This window comes from Nonomuraea sp. NPDC049607, from assembly GCF_040675375.1.
Lineage (GTDB): Bacteria > Actinomycetota > Actinomycetes > Streptosporangiales > Streptosporangiaceae > Nonomuraea.
This window is the reverse complement of the sequence record NZ_JBFAOV010000030.1, coordinates 1-21,077: the sequence shown is the minus strand read 5'-3', so window position 1 is coordinate 21,077 and position 21,077 is coordinate 1. Positions and strand designations below refer to the sequence as shown.

The 21,077-nt window shown below is 71.4% G+C and carries 24 protein-coding genes and 1 pseudogene; 11 read left to right on the top strand and 14 right to left on the bottom strand.

The features are described 5' to 3' along the window. Nucleotides 1-88: 88 nt before the first annotated feature. The gene (locus AB0J97_RS38990; RefSeq protein ID WP_364098588.1) at nucleotides 89-388 is read right to left on the bottom strand and encodes a hypothetical protein; all 300 of its coding nucleotides are present in this window, start codon (nucleotides 386-388) and stop codon (nucleotides 89-91) included. Between the two features lie 197 nt (nucleotides 389-585). On the opposite strand from AB0J97_RS38990, the gene AB0J97_RS38985 reads away from it, so the two are divergent. After that, the gene (locus AB0J97_RS38985; protein ID WP_364098585.1) at nucleotides 586-882 is read left to right on the top strand and encodes a hypothetical protein; all 297 of its coding nucleotides are present in this window, start codon (nucleotides 586-588) and stop codon (nucleotides 880-882) included. A 6-nt stretch (nucleotides 883-888) separates the two neighbouring features. Here AB0J97_RS38985 and ychF read toward each other — a convergent pair whose 3' ends face one another. Continuing rightward, nucleotides 889-1,965 (bottom strand): redox-regulated ATPase YchF, encoded by a 1,077-nt coding sequence (gene ychF, locus AB0J97_RS38980; protein WP_364098582.1) that lies wholly within the window; start codon nucleotides 1,963-1,965, stop codon nucleotides 889-891. A gap of 11 nt (nucleotides 1,966-1,976) precedes the next feature. Continuing rightward, entirely contained in the window at nucleotides 1,977-2,702 is a 726-nt protein-coding gene (locus tag AB0J97_RS38975) for a hypothetical protein (protein ID WP_364098579.1), read from the bottom strand. Between the two features lie 86 nt (nucleotides 2,703-2,788). Between AB0J97_RS38975 and AB0J97_RS38970 the strand changes: the two genes are divergently transcribed. Both AB0J97_RS38970 and AB0J97_RS38965 read left to right on the top strand, forming a co-directional pair. Then, a complete protein-coding gene (locus AB0J97_RS38970) occupies nucleotides 2,789-4,054 on the top strand; it encodes a DNA recombination protein RmuC (protein WP_357704328.1) in 1,266 nt (421 codons plus the stop codon). Nucleotides 4,055-4,068: 14 nt separating this feature from the next. After that, nucleotides 4,069-4,578, top strand: coding sequence for a DUF6542 domain-containing protein (locus AB0J97_RS38965; RefSeq protein ID WP_357704133.1), 510 nt, complete (start codon nucleotides 4,069-4,071; stop codon nucleotides 4,576-4,578). On the opposite strand, the gene AB0J97_RS38960 is transcribed toward AB0J97_RS38965, so the two are convergent. Beyond that, on the bottom strand, nucleotides 4,575-5,540 hold the full coding sequence (locus AB0J97_RS38960; RefSeq protein ID WP_357704131.1) for a 4-hydroxy-3-methylbut-2-enyl diphosphate reductase: 966 nt from the start codon (nucleotides 5,538-5,540) through the stop codon (nucleotides 4,575-4,577). The two genes, AB0J97_RS38965 and AB0J97_RS38960, sit on opposite strands and share 4 nt — an antisense overlap. A gap of 100 nt (nucleotides 5,541-5,640) precedes the next feature. Between AB0J97_RS38960 and AB0J97_RS38955 the strand changes: the two genes are divergently transcribed. Both AB0J97_RS38955 and xseA read left to right on the top strand, forming a co-directional pair. Then, nucleotides 5,641-6,762 carry a hypothetical protein gene (locus AB0J97_RS38955; protein WP_364098576.1) on the top strand — a complete coding sequence of 374 codons (1,122 nt, stop codon included), beginning with the start codon at nucleotides 5,641-5,643 and terminating at the stop codon, nucleotides 6,760-6,762. Nucleotides 6,763-6,788: 26 nt separating this feature from the next. Beyond that, nucleotides 6,789-7,991 carry an exodeoxyribonuclease VII large subunit gene (gene xseA, locus AB0J97_RS38950; RefSeq protein WP_364098573.1) on the top strand — a complete coding sequence of 401 codons (1,203 nt, stop codon included), beginning with the start codon at nucleotides 6,789-6,791 and terminating at the stop codon, nucleotides 7,989-7,991. Here the strand turns inward: xseA and AB0J97_RS38945 are convergent. Beyond that, on the bottom strand, nucleotides 7,988-8,593 hold the full coding sequence (locus AB0J97_RS38945) for a helix-turn-helix domain-containing protein (protein WP_357704123.1): 606 nt from the start codon (nucleotides 8,591-8,593) through the stop codon (nucleotides 7,988-7,990). The genes xseA and AB0J97_RS38945 overlap by 4 nt on opposite strands. Nucleotides 8,594-8,676: 83 nt before the next feature. Between AB0J97_RS38945 and AB0J97_RS38940 the strand changes: the two genes are divergently transcribed. After that, nucleotides 8,677-9,090 (top strand): nitroreductase family deazaflavin-dependent oxidoreductase, encoded by a 414-nt coding sequence (locus AB0J97_RS38940; protein ID WP_357704121.1) that lies wholly within the window; start codon nucleotides 8,677-8,679, stop codon nucleotides 9,088-9,090. Nucleotides 9,091-9,107: 17 nt separating this feature from the next. Here the strand turns inward: AB0J97_RS38940 and AB0J97_RS38935 are convergent, their stop codons facing one another. The 3 genes from AB0J97_RS38935 to AB0J97_RS38925 are packed head-to-tail and all read right to left on the bottom strand — an operon-like array spanning nucleotide 9,108 to nucleotide 10,522. Then, nucleotides 9,108-9,335: an exodeoxyribonuclease VII small subunit gene (locus AB0J97_RS38935; protein ID WP_125636712.1), complete on the bottom strand. Its 228-nt coding sequence runs from the start codon at nucleotides 9,333-9,335 to the stop codon at nucleotides 9,108-9,110. Between the two features lie 36 nt (nucleotides 9,336-9,371). Continuing rightward, nucleotides 9,372-9,902 (bottom strand): DUF4245 domain-containing protein, encoded by a 531-nt coding sequence (locus AB0J97_RS38930; protein WP_364098568.1) that lies wholly within the window; start codon nucleotides 9,900-9,902, stop codon nucleotides 9,372-9,374. 11 nt (nucleotides 9,903-9,913) lie between these two features. Continuing rightward, the gene (locus AB0J97_RS38925) at nucleotides 9,914-10,522 is read right to left on the bottom strand and encodes a TetR/AcrR family transcriptional regulator (protein WP_364098565.1); all 609 of its coding nucleotides are present in this window, start codon (nucleotides 10,520-10,522) and stop codon (nucleotides 9,914-9,916) included. 247 nt (nucleotides 10,523-10,769) lie between these two features. On the opposite strand from AB0J97_RS38925, the gene glpX reads away from it, so the two are divergent. Continuing rightward, nucleotides 10,770-11,804 (top strand): class II fructose-bisphosphatase, encoded by a 1,035-nt coding sequence (gene glpX, locus AB0J97_RS38920; protein WP_364098562.1) that lies wholly within the window; start codon nucleotides 10,770-10,772, stop codon nucleotides 11,802-11,804. 6 nt (nucleotides 11,805-11,810) lie between these two features. Here glpX and AB0J97_RS38915 read toward each other — a convergent pair whose 3' ends face one another. Beyond that, nucleotides 11,811-12,461 (bottom strand): DUF1707 domain-containing protein, encoded by a 651-nt coding sequence (locus tag AB0J97_RS38915; RefSeq protein WP_357704113.1) that lies wholly within the window; start codon nucleotides 12,459-12,461, stop codon nucleotides 11,811-11,813. Between the two features lie 269 nt (nucleotides 12,462-12,730). Between AB0J97_RS38915 and AB0J97_RS38910 the strand changes: the two genes are divergently transcribed. Further along, nucleotides 12,731-13,393 carry a DUF998 domain-containing protein gene (locus tag AB0J97_RS38910; RefSeq protein WP_364098559.1) on the top strand — a complete coding sequence of 221 codons (663 nt, stop codon included), beginning with the start codon at nucleotides 12,731-12,733 and terminating at the stop codon, nucleotides 13,391-13,393. Here the strand turns inward: AB0J97_RS38910 and AB0J97_RS38905 are convergent. Further along, complete coding sequence (locus AB0J97_RS38905; RefSeq protein WP_357704109.1) at nucleotides 13,368-13,961, bottom strand: TetR/AcrR family transcriptional regulator; 594 nt, start codon at nucleotides 13,959-13,961, stop codon at nucleotides 13,368-13,370. The two genes, AB0J97_RS38910 and AB0J97_RS38905, sit on opposite strands and share 26 nt — an antisense overlap. A 93-nt stretch (nucleotides 13,962-14,054) precedes the next feature. Between AB0J97_RS38905 and AB0J97_RS38900 the strand changes: the two genes are divergently transcribed. Beyond that, nucleotides 14,055-15,221 carry an MFS transporter gene (locus AB0J97_RS38900; RefSeq protein ID WP_364098557.1) on the top strand — a complete coding sequence of 389 codons (1,167 nt, stop codon included), beginning with the start codon at nucleotides 14,055-14,057 and terminating at the stop codon, nucleotides 15,219-15,221. 10 nt (nucleotides 15,222-15,231) lie between these two features. On the opposite strand, the gene AB0J97_RS38895 is transcribed toward AB0J97_RS38900, so the two are convergent. Beyond that, nucleotides 15,232-16,170, bottom strand: coding sequence for a Gfo/Idh/MocA family oxidoreductase (locus AB0J97_RS38895; protein WP_357704105.1), 939 nt, complete (start codon nucleotides 16,168-16,170; stop codon nucleotides 15,232-15,234). 26 nt (nucleotides 16,171-16,196) lie between these two features. Beyond that, nucleotides 16,197-17,573: a PLP-dependent aminotransferase family protein gene (locus AB0J97_RS38890; RefSeq protein ID WP_364098554.1), complete on the bottom strand. Its 1,377-nt coding sequence runs from the start codon at nucleotides 17,571-17,573 to the stop codon at nucleotides 16,197-16,199. Nucleotides 17,574-17,641: 68 nt separating this feature from the next. On the opposite strand from AB0J97_RS38890, the gene AB0J97_RS38885 reads away from it, so the two are divergent. Beyond that, on the top strand, nucleotides 17,642-18,508 hold the full coding sequence (locus tag AB0J97_RS38885) for a DMT family transporter (RefSeq protein WP_364098552.1): 867 nt from the start codon (nucleotides 17,642-17,644) through the stop codon (nucleotides 18,506-18,508). Between the two features lie 31 nt (nucleotides 18,509-18,539). Next, complete coding sequence (locus tag AB0J97_RS38880) at nucleotides 18,540-20,189, top strand: fumarate hydratase (RefSeq protein ID WP_357704099.1); 1,650 nt, start codon at nucleotides 18,540-18,542, stop codon at nucleotides 20,187-20,189. Nucleotides 20,190-20,283: 94 nt separating this feature from the next. Here the strand turns inward: AB0J97_RS38880 and AB0J97_RS38875 are convergent, their stop codons facing one another. After that, entirely contained in the window at nucleotides 20,284-20,472 is a 189-nt protein-coding gene (locus AB0J97_RS38875; RefSeq protein WP_352327892.1) for a DUF5999 family protein, read from the bottom strand. A 465-nt stretch (nucleotides 20,473-20,937) separates the two neighbouring features. Next, nucleotides 20,938-21,077: pseudogene (locus AB0J97_RS38870) on the bottom strand (CHAP domain-containing protein); the annotation flags it as partial.

The following is a 21,077-nucleotide window of genomic DNA, read 5'->3' as shown; positions in this document are numbered from 1 at the left end:
AGGCATAGATGCTCACGACCTGCGCATTTGGCATGAGAGGAGGACAGAGGGTGTTATGTGCCACTTCCGGGGGTACGACTCTCTCGGCTCAGGCGGGCTCGGGGTCCTGGCCGGTGCGTGCCCGGCGACGGCTGTGCAGGTCGACGACCGTGGGCGACACCGCGCGCTCCAGCGACCCCCGGAGGTCGGCCAGCATCGAGGCGGCGTCGCGCTCGCGCATGCGGCTGGCCAGCTCGTTGCGCTCGTCGACCTTCCTGCGCAGGTACGCCTCACGGTTGACGCGTAGCCCGTACATGAGCTCGACCCTGATCAGGGCCAGCTCCTCCTCCAGGCTGATGCCCGCGAGCGTGGGCGCCGGACGTCGCTTCCGGATGATGCGTCGGATCATGAGGGCCTCCCGAGTCAGCGTGAACGCCGTGACGATTCGACGCGTAGAGACCCAAAGTGGTTGACGCCTCAGTTGTCCCGGAATCACATAATCCCGGAAGGGCCTGCGAGTTCGTCATCCGGACGATGGGCTTTCGACGGCGATCCGCCGGTAACCTAGCGTAGCGAAAGTTAGCCCACCGTGATTGGACTGATGTGATGCGTCGCCTCGCCGCCGCCCTCCTGCCCGCCGCCGCACTCGCCGCGTTCGCCCTCACCGCCCCCTCCCCCGCCGCCGCCGCGCCCTCCTGGGTCACCGACAGCGAGTGCACGGGCGCGGGCGGCAAGGTCACCCCCGTCGGCCGCGGCAAGGCCGTGTGCCAGGGGGGCACGTACGCGAACGAGCTCATCCACTTCGACAACAAGAAGCCCGCCGGCAACAGCAACAGCGGCGGCGGGGGCGGCCTCCCGCTCAGCGGCGGCCCCGCGGCCCTGCTCGGCGGGCTTCTCGGATAGCGCGGATCAGACGTTGAAGCGGAACTCCACCACGTCGCCGTCGCGCATGACGTAGTCCTTGCCCTCGATGCGGGCCTTGCCCGCGGATCGGGCGCTGGCGATGGAGCCCACCTCGACGAGGTCGTCGAAGGAGACCACCTCGGCCTTGATGAAGCCGCGCTGGAAGTCGGTGTGGATCACGCCGGCCGCCTCGGGCGCCGTGGCGCCCTTGCGGATCGTCCAGGCCCTGGTCTCCTTCGGGCCGGCGGTCAGGTAGGTCTGCAGGCCCAGCGTCTCGAAGCCGACCCGGGCGAGCTGGCGCAGGCCCGACTCCTCCTGGCCGACCGACTGGAGCAGCTCCAGGGCCTCCTCCTCGTCGAGCTCGACCAGCTCGGACTCGATCTTGGCGTCGAGGAAGACGGCCTCGGCGGGGGCGACGAGGGCCGACAGCTGCTCCTTGAGCGCGGTGTCGGTCAGCTCGTCGGCGTCGAGGTTGAAGACGTAGAGGAAGGGCTTGGCGGTGAGCAGGTGGAGCTCGCGCAGCTCCTCCCGGTCGAGGCCGCTCTCGAAGACGGTCTTGCCGGTCTCCAGGACGGCCAGCGCGGCCTCGGCGGCCTCCAGCGCGGCCTTCTTGTCCTTGTTGTTGCGCGCCTCCTTCTGCAGGCGCGGGACGGCCTTCTCGACCGTCTGCAGGTCGGCCATGATCAACTCGGTGTTGATGGTCTCGATGTCCCGCTTGGGGGAGATCTCACCGTCGACGTGCGTGACGTCGGGGTCGCCGAAGACGCGGATGACCTGGCAGATCGCGTCGGTGTCGCGGATGTTGGCAAGGAACTGGTTGCCCCGGCCCTGCCCCTCGGATGCGCCCTTGACCAGGCCCGCGATGTCGACGAACTCGACCTTGGCGGGCAGGATGCGGGCCGAGCCGAAGATCTCGGCCAGCTTGGGCAGGCGGTCGTCGGGCACGCCCACGATCCCGACGTTGGGCTCGATGGTGGCGAACGGGTAGTTCGCGGCGAGTGCGTTGCCGGTCTTGGTCAGCGCGTTGAAAAGCGTGGACTTACCGACGTTGGGCAGGCCGACGATGCCGATGGAGAGGCTCACGGACAGCGAGTTTACTTGCTGAGCAGGTGCAGGCAGGTCACCGGACGGTACGTGCCGGGCGCCGCGCGCAGGTAACGCTGGGCGTCGGCCGGGCAGGCCGAGGGCGTGGTCTCGAAGGAGACGACCCGGGCCCAGGCGGCGGACGAGCCGCAGGCGGCCCTGGTCACCGCCGACCTGGCGACCACGTCGGCGGCCGGTCTGGCCACGCACGCGCCCTCGGCGAGCACCTGGCCACCGGGCCCCAGGCAGACGACGTCCGCTCCGCTTTCGAGCGCGTCGAGGGTGGTCGCGGGGCATTCGCGCGCGGACGAGGCGATCGCGACGGACCTGCCGTACCAGCCGGAGCCCGCGCACGGGCGCTCCCGGCCGTCGAGCGCCACGCAGTCGCCGGACCTGAGCACGCCGCCGCCACCGCCGGGTGCACCGGCGTGCGGGGCCAGGAAGGACCGCACGCAGGCCGTGCGGCCCAGGCCGATGCGGAGCACGTCGTCGGTGTCGTCGGGGCAGTCGGCGGGCAGCGGCGGGTCGTGCGCGATGGCCAGCACCTCGAAGTCGCCGCCATTGCAGGCGATGAGCGCGTACCGCTCGGTCACGCAGGCGCCGGGCGTCCAGCGCAGGGTCGGACGGGAGGCCGCGGGCGCCTCGGGGCCGGGACCGGTGAACACGGCTCCGGCCAGGGCGATCAGGGCCACCGACACCGCGGACACGGCGACTGCGAGCCGCAGATCGGTAGCCATCTCAATACTGTGCGTGACGGATGAGTCGGCGCACAAGCGGATTCCGCAAGCGTGTCGGGAAGATCCAGACGCGATGTGCTGCAATCATCGTTGGAGTGGATGTCGTCTCGCTGCTCATCGGGCTCGCCCTCGGACTCCTCGTCGGCTTCCTGGTCGCCAGGACCCGCGCGGCGGTGCGGGTCGCCGAGGCCGACGCGCGGGCCAGGTCGGCCGCCGAGAAGCTGGTCTACGTCGAGGAACAGCTCGCCGAACGTTTCCAGGCCCTGTCCACGCGCGCCCTCGACGTCAACAACGTGCGCTTCCTCGAACTGGCCGAGACCCGGTTCTCGGCCAGCCGGGCCGAGGCCGCCGGTGACCTCGACCAGCGCAGGCAGGCCGTCGAGCACCTGGTCGAGCCGCTGAAGGACGCGCTCGCGCGGGTCGAGTCGCAGCTTCGCGACACCGAGGCCGGGCAGCGGGCGGCGCGGGCGGAGCTGGCCAAGCAGATGGAGTTCGTGCAGCAGAGCAACGAACAGCTGCGCTCGCAGACGACCGCGCTGGTCAGGGCCCTGCAGCGGCCCGAGGCCCGCGGACGGTGGGGGGAGCTGCAACTGCGCCGGGTGGCCGAGATCGCCGGGATGCAGCGCCACTGCGACTTCGAGGAGCAGGTCACCGAGGGCGCGATGCGTCCCGACATGGTGGTCAGGCTGGCCGGCGGCAAGAACATCGTGGTCGACTCCAAGGTCTCGCTCGCGGCCTACCTGGAGGCGGCGGAGGCGGGCGACGAGTCGCTGGCCACCGTCCGGCTCGACGCGCACGCCAGGCATGTGCGCGAGCACGTCGACCGGCTGGCGGCCAAGGCGTACTGGCAGGGGTTCAACCCGTCGCCGGAGTTCGTCGTGCTGTTCATCCCGGGCGAGGCGTTCCTCGCGCCCGCGCTCGAACGCGACCCGGCGCTGCTGGAGTACGCCATGGCGCGGCGGGTGCACATCGCCACGCCGACCACGCTGATCACGATGCTGCGCACCGCTCACTACGCCTGGCAGCAGGCCGCGCTGAGCGAGAACGCGCGGGCGGTGTTCGAGCTGGGCAAGGAGCTGTACGAGCGGCTGGCGTCCCTCGGCAGGAACGTGGAGTCGCTGGGCAGGGCGTTGACGCGGGCGGTGGAGGCGTACAACAAGTCGGTCGGTTCGCTCGAAAGCCGCGTCCTGGTCACCGCGCGCAAACTCAACGATCTGGGCGTCGTGGACGGCGATCTGGAGGCCCCGGAGATGCTCGAAGGGCTGCCGAGACCTCTGGCCTCGCCCGAACTGCTCGAAACCACGTCTCTCATTTCGCACTCGAACGGTAAGTTGGCAGGCGGGTCGCCGTAAACGGGGGTGGGAGAGTGGCAGAGAAGGGCAGGCGTTCCGGCGTCAGGCTGACCGCTCGCGGCGCCATCGCGCTCACTCTGGTCGCCACCTTGGCGGGCTATGTCCTGACCGCGGTGCTCGGCCTGTCCTACCTGGTGGGCGCCGCGTTCGTGGTGTCGTGCCTGCTCAGCGCGCTTCTGGTCAACAAGCGCGAGCTGCTGTCGCTGGTGGTCACGCCGCCGCTGGTGTTCTTCTGCGCGACGCTCTTCGTCGAGCTCGGGCGCGCGTTCGGCTCGGTGTCGATCGTGCAGTCGCTGGCCCTCGGCCTGTACGGCTCGCTGACCCGCGGCGCGCCCTGGCTGTTCGCCGGCTCCGCGGTCGTGCTGGCCGTGGCCTGGCGGCGCGGCCTGCGCGACAACGTGCGGGAGCTGCGCGAGGAGCTGAAGGCGGGCGCGGAGGTGCCGCGCCCGCGCCAGCCGTTCGTGCCCGAGCCGGAGGGCTACTTCGAGCCCAAGGTCTACGGCACCCCGCGCGGCGACGACTAGGACACGCGAAGGTCCTTGCGCAGCTCGTGCGGGAGCGCGAAGCGCATGCTCTCCTGCACCGACTCGACCTCGCGCACGTCGCCGAAGCCGTGGCCGGCCAGCCGTTCGAGCACCTCGTCGACCAGTTCCTCCGGGACCGAGGCGCCGCTGGTCAGGCCGACGGTGGTGACGCCTTCGAGCCATTCGTCCTGGATGAAGCCGGCGTTGTCCACCAGGTACGCGGCATCGGCGCCGTAGTCCTTGGCCACCTCGACCAGGCGCTTGGAGTTGGAGGAGTTCTCCGACCCGACCACGATCACGAGCTGGGCCTCGGCGGCGATCTCCTTCACCGCGACCTGCCGGTTCTGGGTGGCGTAGCAGATGTCGTCGCTCGGCGGGTCGAGCAGGGTGGGGAAGCGCTCCTTGAGGCGGGCGACCGTCTCGGTGGTCTCGTCGACCGACAGGGTGGTCTGCGACAGCCACACGAGCTTGTCGGGGTCCTTCACCTGCACCTTGCCGACCGAGTCGAGGCCGTCGACGAGCTGGATGTGGTCGGGGGCCTCGCCCGCGGTGCCCTCGACCTCTTCGTGGCCTTCGTGCCCGATGAGCAGGATGTCGTAGTCCTGGGCGGCGAACCGCTTGGCCTCGTTGTGCACCTTCGTGACCAGCGGGCAGGTGGCGTCGATGGTGCGCAGACCGCGCTCCCGGGCCTCCTCGTGCACGGCCGGCGAGACGCCGTGGGCCGAGAACACCACGATCTCGCCCTCGGGCACCTCGTCGGTCTCCTCGACGAAGATGGCGCCCCTGGCCTCCAGCGTCTTGACGACGTGGGTGTTGTGCACGATCTGCTTGCGGACGTAGACCGGCGCGCCGTACTGCTCCAGGGCTTTCTCGACCGCTACCACGGCTCGATCGACTCCGGCACAGTAGCCGCGCGGCTTGGCTACGAGTACTCGGCGGGAAGTGGGGGTCTGGGGCTCCATACTTCTTATGCTACGTGGAGCGGCCATCAGGGCTGCGCGTGCGTGGTCGCCCGCCGTTTGCCAGACTGGCCGTCCAATACTGACCTCCCAGGGAGACGTCATGTCCCTTAGCGACGTGATACGCAACATCGCCAGAACCGTTACCAACAAGGACGAACTCAAGGAGAAGGCCAAGGACCTGCCGCTGCTCGTCGTCCAGACCACGCTCAGCGCCGCCGGACAGGCGCTGCTGGTGGTGGACCGGATGAAGAACTCCATCAAGGGGCTGGGCTCGAAGGAGGAGCGCGAGGAGGAGAAGGAGTCGCTTCCCTCCGCCGCCGAGCAGGTCGCCGCTCCCCCGGCCGAGGACGAGAAGCCGGCGCGCAAGGAGCCGGTGATCTTCGCGCCGCGTCCCGAGGCCGCGCCCAACGGGTCGTCCAAGAGCAAGCCGGACCCGGTCATCTTCGCCCCCGCGGGCAAGACCGCCACCAAGACGGAGACCGAGCCGGAGACCGCGCCCAAGACCGAGACCGAGTCCAACGCCGGGCCCAAGACCGAGTCCAAGACCGAGACCAAGCCGGAAGCCGTCGCCGAGACGGAAGCCGCGCCCAAGGCGGAAGCCCCGGCCGAGACCGTGGTCAAGCCCGCCGTCGAGGCCGCTGCTGAGCCTGCCGCTGAGCCCGCCACTGAACCCGCCGTCGAAGCCGAGCCCGCGGTGGAGTCCAAGCCCGCCGCCGTGGCCGCGGTCGCCGAGCCCAAGGCCGCGGTCGAGGCCGAGGGCGCGCCTGAGGTCGCCGCCGCTGCCGAGGCCACCGAGGCCACCGAGAAGGGCGCCGCGAAGCCCGCCAGGGCCACCAAGGGCACGAAGACCGCCAAGAGCACGAAGGCCACCACGACCGCCAAGCCCGCGAAGGCGACCAAGGCCGCCAAGCCCGCCGCCGTCGCCCAGGAGCCCCAGGAGCCCGAGCCCGCCGCCGCGCCCCAGGAAGGCGTCCTCAAGGCCGCCGCTGAGGCCACCGAGCCGGCCGCCCACGCGGACGAGCCCAAGGTCGTCCCGGACGACCTGGCCGAGCCGCTGCCCGGCTACTCCGAGCTCACCGTGGCCTCCCTGCGGGCCAGGATGCGCGGAAAGTCCGCCGAGCAGATCGGCGACTACCTCGCCTACGAGCGCGCCACCCACGCCCGCGACGAGGTCGTGCGCATGTTCGAGAACCGGCTGGCCAAGCTGCGGGCCGGGGAATAGTCGCAGCGAACCCGTAGTCTTCCGCCATGACCTCGAAGACCACACCCGAGTCTCCGCTGCCGATCCGCACGGTCCTGCAGATGGTGGGCGGCTGGATCGGCAGGCTCGGCACGGTGTGGGTCGAGGGCCAGATCACCGATCTGAGCGCCCGCGGCGGCACGGTGTTCCTGACCCTGCGTGACCCGGTGGCCAACGTCTCGGCCCGGGTCACGGCTCCGCGCGGCGTCTACGAGGCCGCCGAGCCGCGCCCGTCCGACGGGGCGAGGGTCGTGGTGCACGTCAAGCCGGACTTCTGGGTCAACAAGGGCTCGTTCGCCTTCACGGCGATGGAGATCCGGCCCGTCGGCGTGGGCGAGCTGCTGGCCAGGCTGGAGCGGCTGCGCCGGCTGCTGGCCACCGAGGGGCTGTTCAACGCCGACAGGAAGCGGCGGCTGCCGTTCCTGCCGGGCACGATCGGGCTCGTCTGCGGGCGCGACTCGGCCGCCGAGCGCGACGTGCTGGAGAACGCCCGCCGCCGCTGGCCGGCCGTGCGGTTCAAGGTGGAGGAGGTGGCCGTCCAGGGGCCGTACGCGGTCGGGGAGGTCACCGAGGCGCTGCGCAAGCTGGACGCCGACCCCGAGGTCGAGGTGATCGTCGTGGCCCGCGGCGGCGGCTCGCTGGAGGACCTGCTGCCGTTCTCCGACGAGACCCTCGTGCGCGCGGTGGCCGCCTGCCGCACCCCCGTGGTCAGCGCGATCGGCCATGAGCAGGACAGCCCGCTGCTCGACCTGGTGGCCGACGTACGCGCCTCCACGCCCACCGACGCCGCCAAGAAGGTCGTCCCCGACGTGGGCGAGCAGCTCGCTCTGATCCGCCAGCTGCGCGACCGCGGGCGCCGGGTGCTCAACGGCTGGCTCGACCGCGAGATGTCGTGGCTGACGTCGGTGCGCTCGCGGCCCTCGCTGGCCGATCCGGTGCGCGAGCTCGAACGCCGGGCCGAGCAGGTCGACGCGCTGCGGGAGCGGGCCAGGCGCTCGCTGACCGGCTCGCTCGACCGGGCCGCCGACGACCTCACGCACCTGCGGGCCCGCCTGGTCGCGCTGTCCCCGGCGGCCACGCTGGAACGCGGCTACGCGATCGTGCAACATCCGTCGGGCGAGGTCGTACGCCTGGCCAAGGACGTGCCGCCGGGCACTCCGCTGACGATCCGGCTCAGCGACGACCGGCTCTCGGTCCGTACGGAGGACTAGGGCCCGCGCACGACGGCGGCGGCCAGGTCGGCGAGACCGGCCTTGACGCCCTCCACCGTCATGCCCCGCTCCTCCCGCTGGAACTTGATCAGCCAGGCGGTGACCGGCGCGAGCAGCGCGTCGGCCAGGTAGGCGACGTGGGCCCCCGGACGGACCTCGGCGAGCAGGCCCGCCAGGTGCACCTGATGCACCCGGTACGGCCCGCTGTAGCGCGCCTTGCCCGGCCCGTTCTCCAGCAGCAGGAACAGGTCCTGCTGCTCGACGATGCGGTCGACCAGCGCGTGCAGGAAGGCCGTGACCCGCTCGGCCGGCGGCGCGCCGGGCCCGAGCGGCGGCGGGCCGCTCAGGAACGCCGCCTGGAACCGCCGCTCCCGCTCGTCGATCAGCGCGAGGACGAGCCCCGCCCGGTCGCCGAAGCGCCGGTAGACGGTGCCCACCCCCACGCAGGCGGCCTTGGCCACCTCGTCGAGCGAGAGCTCGTCCGCGCCGCGTTCGGCGATCATCGTGGCGGCCACCTCGATGATCTTCCGGCGGTTGCGCGCGGCGTCGGCCCGCTCGGGCTGGGGTTGCCCGACGATGGGCAGCAGGTCACGTGCGCACACGCCTGGAGCATAACCCCGCTTGTCAGCGGAGAGCTCTCCGGTATTCTCCGAATCGGAGAACTCTCCGATTATGAGGAGCTGAGATGACCAATTCGTTCAACCAGCAGATCATCGACGAATTCCGGGCCAACGAGGGCCGGGTGGGCGGCCCGTTCGAGGGCGCGTCGCTGGTGCTGCTCACGACGACGGGCGCCAAGAGCGGCAACCGCACGACCACGCCGGTGATGTACCTGCCCGACGGCGACCGCTACGTGATCATCGCCTCCAACGCGGGCGCCGACAACCACCCGGCCTGGTACCACAACCTGCGCGCCAATCCCGCGGCTACCGCCGAGATCGGCACCGAGACGTTCGAGGTGAAGGCCGACTTCATCGAGGGCGACGAGCGTGACCGGCTCTACGCCCGCATGGTCGAGATCGCCCCCGGCTTCGCGGAGTACGAGGCCAAGACCAGCCGCCGCATCCCGGTGGTGGCGCTGGGCCGCACCGGCTCCTGACGGTTCGGGACGGCGGATCAGAAGGGGGCGTCGTCGGCGCCCGGCTCCGAGCGCCTGGCCATGGCGGCGGCGAGCTTGACCCGGGCGCCCTGGAGCCACTCCTCGCAGACGGCCGCGAGCTTCTCGCCGCGCTCCCAGAGCTCGATCGACTGCTCCAGGGTCAGCCCGCCCGTCTCCAGGCGGCGCACCACCTCGGTCAGCTCCTCGCGGGCCTGCTCGTACGAAGGTGTCTTCTCGTCTGCCACGGCAACCACCCTAGACGCCGCCGCGCCCGCCCCGGGTCATCCCTTGGCGCGCTGCTGGAGGAGCCCGGCCAGCTCGGTCAGCTCGGGCCAGTCGGCCGTGCCGGTGATCACGAGGGTGACGTCGGGGAGCACGCGTACGAGCGAGCGCTGGTTCTTGTCCTCGCGGAAGCGCTTCTCCCACGTGACCCCGCCGACCTGCTGGTTGCCGGACGGCTTGGCGATGCCGGTCATGCGGTTGGCGAACTCGGCGGCCGGCTTCTCGTCGCTCTGGGCGAACATGGCGTGCTGGCGCGCGGCGGTGGCGTAGCCGAGGTAGAGCACCTGGGCGCCGTTCTGGCCCTTGGCGATCCGGTTGCTGTTGGGCACCCAGCCCGCCGGGTCCTTCTGCGGGGACCACACCTGGTAGGGCACGCCGTGCCCGAAGTTGGCGACGGTGATGGAGTAGTCGAGCCGCGGGATGTGCTCCTCACGGCTCTGCGGAGCCACGAGCATGAAGAGCCCCACGCCCGCCATGCACACGAAGAGGGCTACCGCGTAGCCGTAGAAACCTTGGGTGAACCGTCGCACACTTGGCGAGGTTACCCGCTGGCGGGCGCGGTCGCCGAAGTGGCGGGCCTGATCTGGCCGATGATCGCGAGCACCTGGTCGACCATCGCGCGGTCGCCGGAGAAGACGATCTCGCTGACGGCCGCGGCCAGGGCGCCGGTGACCACGACGACGAGCGCGGGCTCGTCCTCGAACAGGGCGGCGTTGCGCTGGGCCCACGTGCGCAGCCGGTCGCGCATGACCAGCTCGAAGCCGGGCGGGCCGTCGCCGCGCAGGAACAGGACGGCCAGCTCGCGCTCCTCCAGGCAGCCTTCGAGGTAGGCGCGGGCGGCGTCGAGGAACACCCGCATGGGGTCGCCCTCGCCGGCGGCGCGGGCCGTCCGGGCGGCCTGCTTGGTGCGCTGGGCCTGCCGGGCCTGCCATTCCTCCCACAACGTGAGGTAGAGGTCGGCCTTGCCGGAGAAGTGATGGTAGAGGCTGCCCACGCTGGCGTCGGCCCTGGCGACGACGTCCGTCACGCCGGACTCGGCGAAGCCCTTGGAGACGAAGACCTCCCTCGCGGCGGCCAGCAGCGAGCTCCGCGTCGCAGCTCCCCGCTCGGACGTGCGCGGCTGGGTCACCGCGTGTTCCACTTCGCTCATTCGATCTCCTCCACGGCGGGGGCGCATGTCCATGGTGGAGGCGAGATCTTCGACGCGCACGCGATATGGCGCAAAATCCGTTCTCCGTCATGCGGGCACCCATATAGATATCCCTTTTCGCCGGTCCCTGACCATCACGCGGCGGCCCTCGTGCGGAGGAGCATGCAGGAGTGGGCAGATTATCCCCCTCTGACCGGGAATAGACCGGCAACTACGATCGAGAGTGTTCTCAACGAGGAGGCTCAGCATGTCCGATCAGACGTCGGTACCGGCAGCGCTCGCGACGGGCGAGCACGCCCCCGACCGCAACCTGGCGATGGAGCTGGTACGCGTGACGGAGGCGGCCGCCATGGCCGCGGCCCGCTGGGTGGGCCGCGGCGACAAGAACGGCGCCGACGGCGCGGCGGTCAACGCCATGCGCCAACTGATCAACACCGTGTCGATGAACGGCGTGGTGGTCATCGGGGAGGGCGAGAAGGACCACGCCCCGATGTTGTACAACGGCGAGCGCGTAGGCGACGGCAGCGGCCCCGACTGCGACGTGGCGGTGGACCCGATCGACGGGACCAGGCTGACGGCGCTCGGCATGCCGGACGCGGTGTCGGTGATCGCGGTGAGCGAGCGCGGCTCGATGTACGACCCGTCCGCGGTGTTCTACATGGAGAAGCTGGTCACCGGGCCGGAGGCGGCCGATGTGGTGAACATCGAGGCGTCGGTGGCCGACAACATCAACGCGGTGGCCAGGGCCAAGCACTGCTCGCCGTCCGACGTCACGGTGGTCGTGCTGGACCGGCCGCGGCACGAGAGGCTGGTCAAGGAGATCAGGGAGACGGGCGCGCGGATCAAGTTCATCGTGGACGGCGACGTGGCCGGCGCGATCATGGCGGCCCGCGCGGGCACCGGCATCGACCTGATGCTGGGCATCGGCGGCACGCCCGAGGGCATCGTGGCCGCGTGCGCGCTCAAGTGCCTGGGCGGCGTGATCCAGGGCCGGCTGTGGCCGCGGGACGACGCCGAGCGCGGCAAGGCCATCGACGCCGGGCACGACCTCAGCCAGGTGCTCACCACGAACGACCTGGTCAGGTCGGACGACGTGTTCTTCGCCGCGACCGGCATCACCCAGGGCGAGCTGATGCAGGGCGTGCGGTTCAGGTCGGGCGCGGCGGTGACCAGCTCGCTGGTGATGCGCGGCCGGTCGGGGACCATCAGGAAGATCGAGAGCGAGCACCAGCTGTGGAAGCTGCGCGCCTACAGCGCGATCAACTTCGACACGGCCGGCTGACCCTTCTCAGCGGCGGCGTTTGCGCTTGGGCGGTTCCTTGACCTTGACCTCGCCGGCGAAGTTCGTGGTGCGCACCTCGACCACGGGCCCGCCGGGCTCGGCCGGCTCCCTGGTCAGGCGGACGGTCTTGTCCTTGGTGACCCTGATCACCTCAAGGTCCTCCGGCACGTGGATCTCCAGGCCGCCGAAGACCAGGGTGGCGTTGATGACGATCCGGCTGTTCTGCAGGATCGCGTCGCGGAAGTCCAGCTTGGTCGTGCCGAACATGGCCGTGACGTCGAGCTCGGCGGGCACCACCCAGCGCCCGCCGCGCTGCTCCTTCTTGAAGATGGCCGACACCGGCCGGCCGTCGAGGTTGAGCGGCTGCTCCTCGGCCGGGAGCAGGTCCGCGGTGAGCCCGGCCAGGTCGCCGAGCGTGCGCGCGGAGTAGACGACGCCGAGCCGCTCCTCCAGCTCGACGAGGTCGAGCCGGCCGTCGGCGTGGGCGTCCTGGAGAACCTGCGCGATGCGTTCGCGGTCGGCGTCGGAGGCGCGCAGTTCGTGCGGCTGCGGCAGGCCGGGCGCGGACGACGCGCGCCGGGACGTCACGAACTCTTCGGCAAGCCGCTCTCCGACTTCCTGCAGCTTCGGCAACCACGATCCCGCGCGTTCGTTCACACTTCTGACGATATCCGGCGGCCCGGGTATTCGCTCGCCCAAGAGCGGACCAACAGGGCGCACATCCGCGAATCCGCCCGAGCAACGCGCCGCTCTCCCGGGCCTGCTCTCCGTTCGCGTCGGCGCGCCGGTCGAGCGGGTGGGGAGAGCGCGACGGTGGAGCGAACTGTGCACGTCAGCGCGCCGGTGGGCGCTACGCCGGAATCGTCCGGCGCGTTCCGCCGTTGATCCACGCGAAGGCTTCTGGCGGCCGATCCCGGGAGGCGGGCGTGCATCAACCGGCACGATGGGGGCTCGGCGCGGCGGGGGTGGGCATCTCCGTGATCGTGGGCCTGGAGCTGACCAGCCTCGCCGAGACGAACCCGTTCAGGCGCACGATCAGCGAGCACGGGCTCGGCCCCGGCGGGTGGATCTTCGGGCTCGCGGTGGGGCTGCTGGCGGCCGGGTCGGCGGCCATCGGCGTCTCGCTGGCGCGCAGACGCCTGGCCGGGGTGGTCGGCACGATCGCGCTCATGGGCTGGAGCGTCGGGCTGCTCCTGACGGCCGCGTTCCACAAGAACGACTGGGCGGTCGGCCCGAGCATGAGCGGCAGCATCCACCGGGTCGGCAGCTTCGTGGCCTTCCTCAGCCTGCCGCTGGCCGCCGTGATCATCGCCCGGCCCTGGCGGCACCGGGAGCGCCGCAGGTCGGCGGTGGTGGCGTTCGGGCTGGGGGTGTGCTCGGCGTTGTGGGTCGTGGGCATCGGCACGGCGATGGTCATCGGCGCCCGCCATGGGCTGCCGTGGTACCGGGTCATGCCCCTCGGCCTGGTCGAACGTGTGCTGGCCGGCACCGAGGTGGCCGCGTTGCTGGCCCTCGGGGTGTGGGCGGCCGGGCGGCTGGCGGAGACCGAGCCCGCCCAGGCGGTCAGGCGGGCCGTAGAGCGGCGATGAGGTCGTCCACGTAACCGCGGAAGACGGCCGCCATGTCCACCTGGTCGGGGTCGATCAGCCACTGGGTCTGGAGGCCGTCCATCATCGCGATCAGGCGGTCGGCGTGGGCCTCGGCGTCGAGGCCGGCCCGGAACTCACCGCGTTCGACGCCCGCGCGCAGCGCGGCGGCCACGTCGGCGCGCAGCCGCCGGTAGCGCCGCCTGGCCCACTCGTGGCCGGGGTGGCCGGGGGTCACCGCCTCGCCGCTGATCACCGAGAAGAGCTGGACGAGGCCCGGCACCCGCGCGTTGTGGTCGACGACGTCGGCCAGGGCGCGCAGGGCGTCGGCGCCGCCGTCGCGGCCGGTGCCGAACCTGCGCTGGTCGAGCTCGTCGCGGTAGTCGAGCACCGCGACGAGGAGACGGTCCTTGCTCCTGAAGTGGTGCAGCAGCCCGGCCTGGGAGAGCTCGACCCGCTCGGCGATGCGGGCCAGCGAGGCGCCGCGGTAGCCGTGCTCGGCGAACTCCAGGAGCGCGACCGCGAGAATGCGCTCCTTGCGCGCCTCGCCGGTCGCGTAGCCCCGCTTCACCCCGGCACCCTATCTGCTGCTGGCGTACGGCCCTGACCAGCCGCTAACCTGACTCCGCCTCACGTTTGATTCCCCCCCGATCAGGAGGCCGTCGTGCCGTCCCCGCGTGATCGCCAGGCCCGTACCGCCACGTTCGTCGTGTACGGCGTGCAGGGCCTCTCCTTCGCCACCGTGCTCGTCCAGGTGGCCAGCCTCCAGACCAAGCTGGAGCTCACCGACGGGGCGCTCACGCTCCTGTTGCTGATCGTGCCCGTCTTCGCCGGCGTGGGCAGCGTCGGCGCGGGGACGTTCGCCGCCCGGTACGGCAGCAAGCTGCTCCTACGGGTCGCGCAGCCCGTGGTGGCGCTCGCCGTGGTGCTCACCGGCCTCGCGCCCTCGGTGCCGCTGGCCGTGCCCGCCCTGCTGCTGTTCGGCCTGGCGGTCGGCGCGGTGGACGCGGGCATGAACATGCAGGGCGTGGCCGTCGAACGCCGGTACGGCACCGCCGTGCTGAACGGCTTCCACAGTCTGTGGAGCGTCCTCAGCCTCGCGGGGGCCCTGTGGGCGGTGTTCGCGGCCGACCACCGGACCTCGCTGGCGGTCACGATGGCCGTCCCCATGGTCCTGGCGGTGGCCGGCTCGCTCTACGCCGGGCCGAAGCTGTGCACGATCAGCGAGGAGAAGGTCGAGAACGTCGTCGAGGCCCCGACCGGCAAGTTCCCCTGGCGGCCGATCATCCCGCTCTGCCTGGCCATGGGCTTCCTCTACATCGGCGACGCCGCGGTGTCGAACTTCGCGACCGTCTTCATGGGCAAGGCGCTGCTGGCCCAGGACAGCGTGGCGAAGCTGGCCTACAGCGTCTACCAGGGCGCGACCCTGGCCGTACGGCTCGGCGGCGACGTCGCGGTGCGCCGCTACGGCCCCGCGGCCATCGTCCGGCTCGGCGGCGCGCTGGCCACGCTGGGCTTCCTCGGCGTCGTGGTGGCCCCGAGCCAGCCGCTGGCGATCGTCGCGTTCGGGCTGACCGGGCTGGGGTTGTCGGTGGTGGCGCCACAGTCGTTCTCGGCGGCGGGCAAGCTGGACCCGGCGGGCACCGGGGTGGCCATCGCCCGGGTGAACCTCTTCAACTACGTGGGCTTCATCGTGGGAGCCGCGCTGATCGGCGGCCTCGCCGACGCCGTGGACTGGCGGGTGGCGTTCGTCGCGCCGCTGCTGCTGGCGGGCGTGATCATCGTGCTCGCGCCGGGCTTCGCGCCCAAGCGGGCCGTCGCGAAGGCGTGACGCCCCCGGGTCAGCCCCGCACCTCGGCCACCTGGACGGGACGGGACTCGCGCAGCGACAGGTCGGCGGCCTCGGCGACGTACAGGGCGGCCAGGGCGTCCTCGATCGGGCACAGGCCCTCGCCGCCGCGCAGGAAGGCGTCGATCTCGGCCGCGTACGCCGGGCCGAACCTGGCCACGAAGTCGGGCCAGGGCGGTCCGGGCGGTTGCAGGCCCTCGGAGCTGCGCAGCGGGGCACGCGGGCCGAGCCCGACCGCCTGGGTGCCCTTCGTGCCCGCCAGCTCCATGCGCACGTCGTATCCCGCGCCGTTGTAGCGGGAGCCCTGGAGGGTGACCAGCGTGCCGTCGTCGAGGGTGAGCAGGGCGGCGCTGTTGTCCACGTCGCCGGCCGCCCCGAAGAACGCCGCGCCCCGGTTCGCGCCGACGGCGTGGACGGAGACGACCTCGCGCCCGGTCACCCAACGCAGGACGTCGAAGTCGTGGATGTGGCAGTCGCGGAAGAGCCCGCCGGACAGCGGGACGTACTCGGCGGGCGGCGGCACCGGGTCGGCCGTGACCAGGTGGACGCGGTGCAGCTCCCCCAGCTCGCCGGCCCGCAGCGCCGCGCGGGCGGCCCGGTAGCCCGGGTCGAACCTGCGCTGGAACCCGATGCCCACCCGTCTGCCCGCGCTCGCCTCCAGCACCTTGAGCGTCTCGGCGACCGTGCTCGCCGCCGGCTTCTCGCAGAGGGCGGGGACGCCCAGCTCGCAGGCCCGGATCAGCAGCTCGGCGTGCGTGCCGGTCGGCGTGGCGATGACCACGGCGTCGGCGTCGAACGGGTCTCCGGGCCTGCCGTACGGCGACGTCCTGACCGGGTCGGCCACGATCAGCTCGTCGACCAGGGGGTGCGCGGCCAGGTTCGCGGCGTGGAAGGCGCCGATCCGGCCCAGGCCCAGCAGTCCGACCCGCATGCCGCCTCCAGTCACACGTTTCTTCCTCAGTCCATACTATGTCCGGACATGCGGACTTTTAAGCCTCGGACGGCCTCCCCCGCCTGATGTACCGGCACCCGGGCGAACCCGAGCACGACCGCCGGAGGGCCGGGCGAGAACCGCATCGGCCCGACCGGCTCGGCGGACAGGCCGAGACTCTGGGCCGCGCGGACGACCCGGGGCTCGTCCCAGCCGTCCGGCAGGTCGAGGTAGACGTGCAGCCCGGCCTGGATGCCCCGGACGCGGATCTCCGGCAGTTCCTCGGCCAGCGCCCTGACCAGCGCGTCCCGGCGGCGGCGGTACTCCCTGCGCATGCGCCGCAGATGCTTGTCGTAGCCGCCCGTACGCAGGAAGCGGGCCAGCGCGTACTGCTCGATGACCGGCGAGCCCAGGTCCAGCTCGCTGCGGGCGCGGCGGATCGCGCCGGCCAGGTGGGCCGGGGCGGCGACCCAGCCGAGCCGCAGGCCGGGCGCGAGCGACTTGCTGACGCTGCCGGTGAGGATCACCCTGTCGGGGGCCAGCCCCTGCAGGCAGCCGACCGGGTCGCGGTCGTAGCGGAACTCGGCGTCGTAGTCGTCCTCCAGGATCATCCGGTCGCCCGCGCCGGCCCACTCCATGAGCGCGGCCCGCCTGGCCGGGGAGAGCACGACGCCCGTCGGGTACTGGTGCGCGGGCGTGACGAGCGCCGCCTCGCCCTTCATGTCACCCGCGACCAGGCCGTCACAACCCACGGGCACCGGCACCAGGCGGGCCCCGGCCCGTTCCAGCAGCGGGACCTGGCGCCGGCTCGTGGGGTCCTCGACGATCAGGCGCAGGCCCCCGCGCGGGGCCAGGACGTGCAACGCCAGGCTCAGCCCCTGGGCCACGCCGCCCACGACGATCAGGTTGTCCGGGTGCACGTCGGCCGCCCTGACCCGCCGCAGGTAACCGGCCAGCTCCTCGCGCAGCTCGGGGACGCCCCCGGGGTCGCCGTAGTCGAGCGCGTCGGACGGCACGGTGGCCAGGACGTGCCGTACCGCCGCCAGCCAGCGCTCCCTGGGGAAGTGCCCGAGGTCGGGGGACGTGGCCCGGTGCCCGTGGTACGGCCCGTAGACCCCGCCGTCGGCCACCGGACCCGGCAGGGCGGACCGGACGGCGCCCAGCGCGGCCACCTCGGTCCCGGCCCCCACCCGCGAGACCAGGAACCCCTCGGCCACGAGCTGCTCGTACGCCTCCACCACCACGCCCCTGGAGACCTGGAGGTCGGCGGCGAGGTCACGGGTGGCGGGCAGGCGGGTGCCGGGCACGAGCCGCCCGAGGCGCACGCCTTCGCGCAGCTCAGCGGCGATCTGCCCGGCGATCCCTCCCTCATCCCGATTGATCTGGATGTGCAGGTCGGCCATATTGGTCCTGTCATATAGCGGGACATTGGACTGTTTGGACGAACCATTGTCTCCCTAACATCCTGCCCATGAGAAACGGAATCGCCGGAGCCGCCACAGCCATGTTCCTGGTGGGCACCCTGGCCGGGGTGTCCGGCCTGATCGGCTCCTACCCGGTGTACGGCGGCCAGGCCGTGCGCTACCTCGCGGCCGCCGTCATCCTGCTGGTCATCACCAGGGTGCTCGGCCTGCGGTTCGTCCGGCTGACCCGGCGCGAGACCCTGTACCTGGGCGGGCTGACCCTGCTCGGCCTGGTGATCTTCAACGTGTGCGTCGTCGAGTCCACCAAGGCCTCGGGACCGGCGCTGGTGGGCACCGTGCTCGGCACCGTGCCGCTGGCGCTCGCGCTGGCCGGGGGGCGTCCGGCGCCGCGGCTGCTGGCGGGCGCCGCGGTGGTGGTGGCCGGGGCGACGCTGGCGACCGGGCTCGGCAGCGGCAACCCGACCGGGCTGCTGTGGGCGCTCGGGGCGCTGGTGGGCGAGGTCAGCTTCTCCATGCTGGCCATCCCCCTGCTGCCGAAGCTGGGGGCGATCCGGGTCTCGGCGTACTCGACGGCGCTGGCCGTGCCCATGCTGGCGGTGATCGGCCTGGTCAAGGAGGGCACCGCCATGTTGCGGACGCCGACCGCGCCCGAGACGCTGGGCTTCTCGTACCTGGCGGTGGTGGTCACGGTCGGGGCCTTCTTCCTCTGGTACACCTCGCTGCCCAAGCTCGGCCCGGGGGCGGCCGGGTTGTTCGCCGGGCTCATCCCGGTCGGCGCGATCGTCACGGGGCTCGTGCTCGGCATCGCGGCGCCCAGCGCCTACGACCTCGCGGGGGCCGGTCTGGTGATCGCGGGCATCCTGGTGGGGCTCACCGCGCGGCGCTCGCCGGAGCCCGTACCGGCCCCGGGATGACCAGTGAACGGGGGGCGTACCCTCTATGGACATGGACTTCGACTACACCGATCTGCTTCCCCTTGGCGCCGATGAGACCGAGTACCGGCTGATCACGTCGGAGGGGGTGCGGAAGGTCGAAGCGGCCGGGCGTACGTTCCTCGAAGTCGACCCGGAGGCCCTGCGGCTGCTCACCGAGACCGCGGTCCACGACATCTCGCACTTCCTGCGCACGTCGCACCTGGCCCAGCTCCGCAAGATCGTCGACGACCCCGAGTCCAGCGGCAACGACCGGTTCGTCGCCCTCGACCTGCTGAAGAACGCCTCGATCTCGGCGGGCGGCGTGCTGCCGATGTGCCAGGACACCGGCACCGCCATCGTCATGGGCAAGCGCGGCCGCCACGTGCTGACCGACGGCCGCGACGCCGAGCACCTCTCGCGCGGTGTCTACGACGCCTACACCAAGCTCAACCTGCGCTACTCCCAGATGGCCCCGCTGACCATGTGGGAGGAGAAGAACACCGGCAACAACCTGCCCGCGCAGATCGAGCTCTACGCCGAGGACCCCCACGGCCACGCCGACGAGTACAAGCTGCTGTTCATGGCCAAGGGCGGCGGCTCGGCCAACAAGTCGTTCCTCTACCAGGAGACCAAGGCGGTGCTCAACGAGAAGCGCATGCTGGCCTTCCTGGAGGAGAAGATCCGCTCGCTGGGCACCGCGGCCTGCCCGCCGTACCACCTGGCCGTGGTGGTGGGCGGCACCTCCGCCGAGTTCGCGCTCAAGACCGCCAAGTACGCCAGCGCCCGCTACCTCGACTCCATCCCCACCGAGGGCTCGCCCTCCGGGCACGGGTTCCGCGACCTGGAGCTGGAGGCCAAGGTCTTCGAGCTGACGCAGAAGCTCGGCATCGGCGCGCAGTTCGGCGGCAAGTACTTCTGCCACGACGTCCGCGTGATCCGCCTGCCCCGGCACGGCGCGTCCTGCCCGGTGGCCATCGCGGTGTCGTGCTCGGCCGACCGCCAGGCGCTGGCGAAGATCACTGCCGAGGGCGTGTTCCTGGAGAAGCTGGAGACCGACCCGGCCCGCTTCCTGCCGGAGACCACCGACGAGCACCTGTCGGACGACGTCGTCCGGGTCGACCTCAACAGGCCGATGCCGGAGATCCTCGCCGAGCTGACCAAGTACCCGGTCAAGACGCGGCTCTCGCTCACCGGCCCGCTCGTCGTCGCCCGTGACATCGCGCACGCCAAGATCGCCGAGCTGCTCGACGAGGGCGGCGAGATGCCGCAGTACCTCAAGGACCACGCGGTCTACTACGCCGGCCCGGCCAAGACCCCCGAGGGCTACGCCTCCGGCTCGTTCGGCCCCACCACGGCCGGCCGCATGGACTCCTACGTCGAGCGCTTCCAGGCGGCGGGCGGCTCGATGGTCATGCTGGCCAAGGGCAACAGGTCCAAGCAGGTGACCGAGGCGTGCCAGAAGTACGGCGGCTTCTACCTGGGCTCCATCGGCGGCCCGGCCGCCCGGCTCGCCCAGGACTGCATCAGGAAGGTCGACGTGCTCGAATACCCCGAGCTGGGGATGGAGGCGGTGTGGAAGATCGAGGTCGAGGACTTCCCCGCCTTCATCGTCGTCGACGACAAGGGTGACGACTTCTTCACCGACCGCACCGGGCCGGTGCTGAGCATCGGGCGCAGGTAGGGCCCGAGCGCGTCGAAGGGTGCCGGGCGGGCGGTCACGCCCCTCGGCACCGGCCGGCGGGGGGTTGCCCCCGGGCCTCGGGGCCCGCGGGCTCTCAGGCGGCGACGGGCGCTCTGTGGGGGGCGACGACGCTGCCGTCAGGCAGCAGCAGACCCGTGTCCTCGAACAGCACCACGCCGTTGCAGAGGAGGCTCCAGCCCTGGTCGGGGTGGGCCGAGATCACGTGCGAACGCTCACGGTCGGGCGAGTCCGCACTGGGGCATACGGGAAAGTGACTGCACATCATCGCGCACCTCTCAGATGGCGCTCCTGCTTCCTGATGATCAAAAGGGCAACTGTCGCCCCGACGGCGTGCGAAGGTCCAGTGCGGCCTTGACCGGCTTCCTCGGCCGGCGGCGAACCTGTGTCTGGCGCATCTCCATCACGTCCTTCAACTTCAGTCGTCAGTGGTGGAACTCCGGCGTGTTCACCCAGTCTCGTGACCGGCACCGACAGTTTCAGCCGCTTCTGGGTTGTCGCCTGCTCTCATGTCCCTAACCATGCCCCCGTCCCCTTTCGGCACCCTTACATCTTGCTGACGGCGTGCCGTGGTTCCTGTCAAACAGCCTGCCGTACGGAGGAAAGTGCCCTACTAGGCATCATGCACATTTATCGAGAAGTCGGGTGTGCCGAGCGTCACAGCCGCCGTGACGTGCGGTAATACAACAAAGCGCGCATCCCGGGCAGGAATGCGCGCCGTGTCGAGGTGTCAGGCGGCGTAGGACGGGTAACCGTAGCCGACGACCTGGGACGTCGGGCGGACGCGCTCCTCGACCTTGCCGTTGCCGGTGTTGCCTTCGATCGTGGAGATCGTGCCGTCGCCGTTGTCCTTGACGACGAAGCCGACGT

Coding starts and splice junctions, on each gene's coding strand:
- AB0J97_RS38990 (WP_364098588.1), bottom strand. CDS start 388: ATGATCCGACGCATCATCCGGAAGCGACGTCCGGCGCCCACGCTCGCG.
- AB0J97_RS38985 (WP_364098585.1), top strand. CDS start 586: ATGCGTCGCCTCGCCGCCGCCCTCCTGCCCGCCGCCGCACTCGCCGCG.
- AB0J97_RS38975 (WP_364098579.1), bottom strand. CDS start 2,702: ATGGCTACCGATCTGCGGCTCGCAGTCGCCGTGTCCGCGGTGTCGGTG.
- AB0J97_RS38960 (WP_357704131.1), bottom strand. CDS start 5,540: ATGGAGCCCCAGACCCCCACTTCCCGCCGAGTACTCGTAGCCAAGCCG.
- AB0J97_RS38955 (WP_364098576.1), top strand. CDS start 5,641: ATGTCCCTTAGCGACGTGATACGCAACATCGCCAGAACCGTTACCAAC.
- xseA (WP_364098573.1), top strand. CDS start 6,789: ATGACCTCGAAGACCACACCCGAGTCTCCGCTGCCGATCCGCACGGTC.
- AB0J97_RS38940 (WP_357704121.1), top strand. CDS start 8,677: ATGACCAATTCGTTCAACCAGCAGATCATCGACGAATTCCGGGCCAAC.
- AB0J97_RS38925 (WP_364098565.1), bottom strand. CDS start 10,522: ATGAGCGAAGTGGAACACGCGGTGACCCAGCCGCGCACGTCCGAGCGG.
- glpX (WP_364098562.1), top strand. CDS start 10,770: ATGTCCGATCAGACGTCGGTACCGGCAGCGCTCGCGACGGGCGAGCAC.
- AB0J97_RS38895 (WP_357704105.1), bottom strand. CDS start 16,170: ATGCGGGTCGGACTGCTGGGCCTGGGCCGGATCGGCGCCTTCCACGCC.
- AB0J97_RS38890 (WP_364098554.1), bottom strand. CDS start 17,573: ATGGCCGACCTGCACATCCAGATCAATCGGGATGAGGGAGGGATCGCC.
- AB0J97_RS38885 (WP_364098552.1), top strand. CDS start 17,642: ATGAGAAACGGAATCGCCGGAGCCGCCACAGCCATGTTCCTGGTGGGC.
- AB0J97_RS38880 (WP_357704099.1), top strand. CDS start 18,540: ATGGACTTCGACTACACCGATCTGCTTCCCCTTGGCGCCGATGAGACC.
- AB0J97_RS38875 (WP_352327892.1), bottom strand. CDS start 20,472: ATGTGCAGTCACTTTCCCGTATGCCCCAGTGCGGACTCGCCCGACCGT.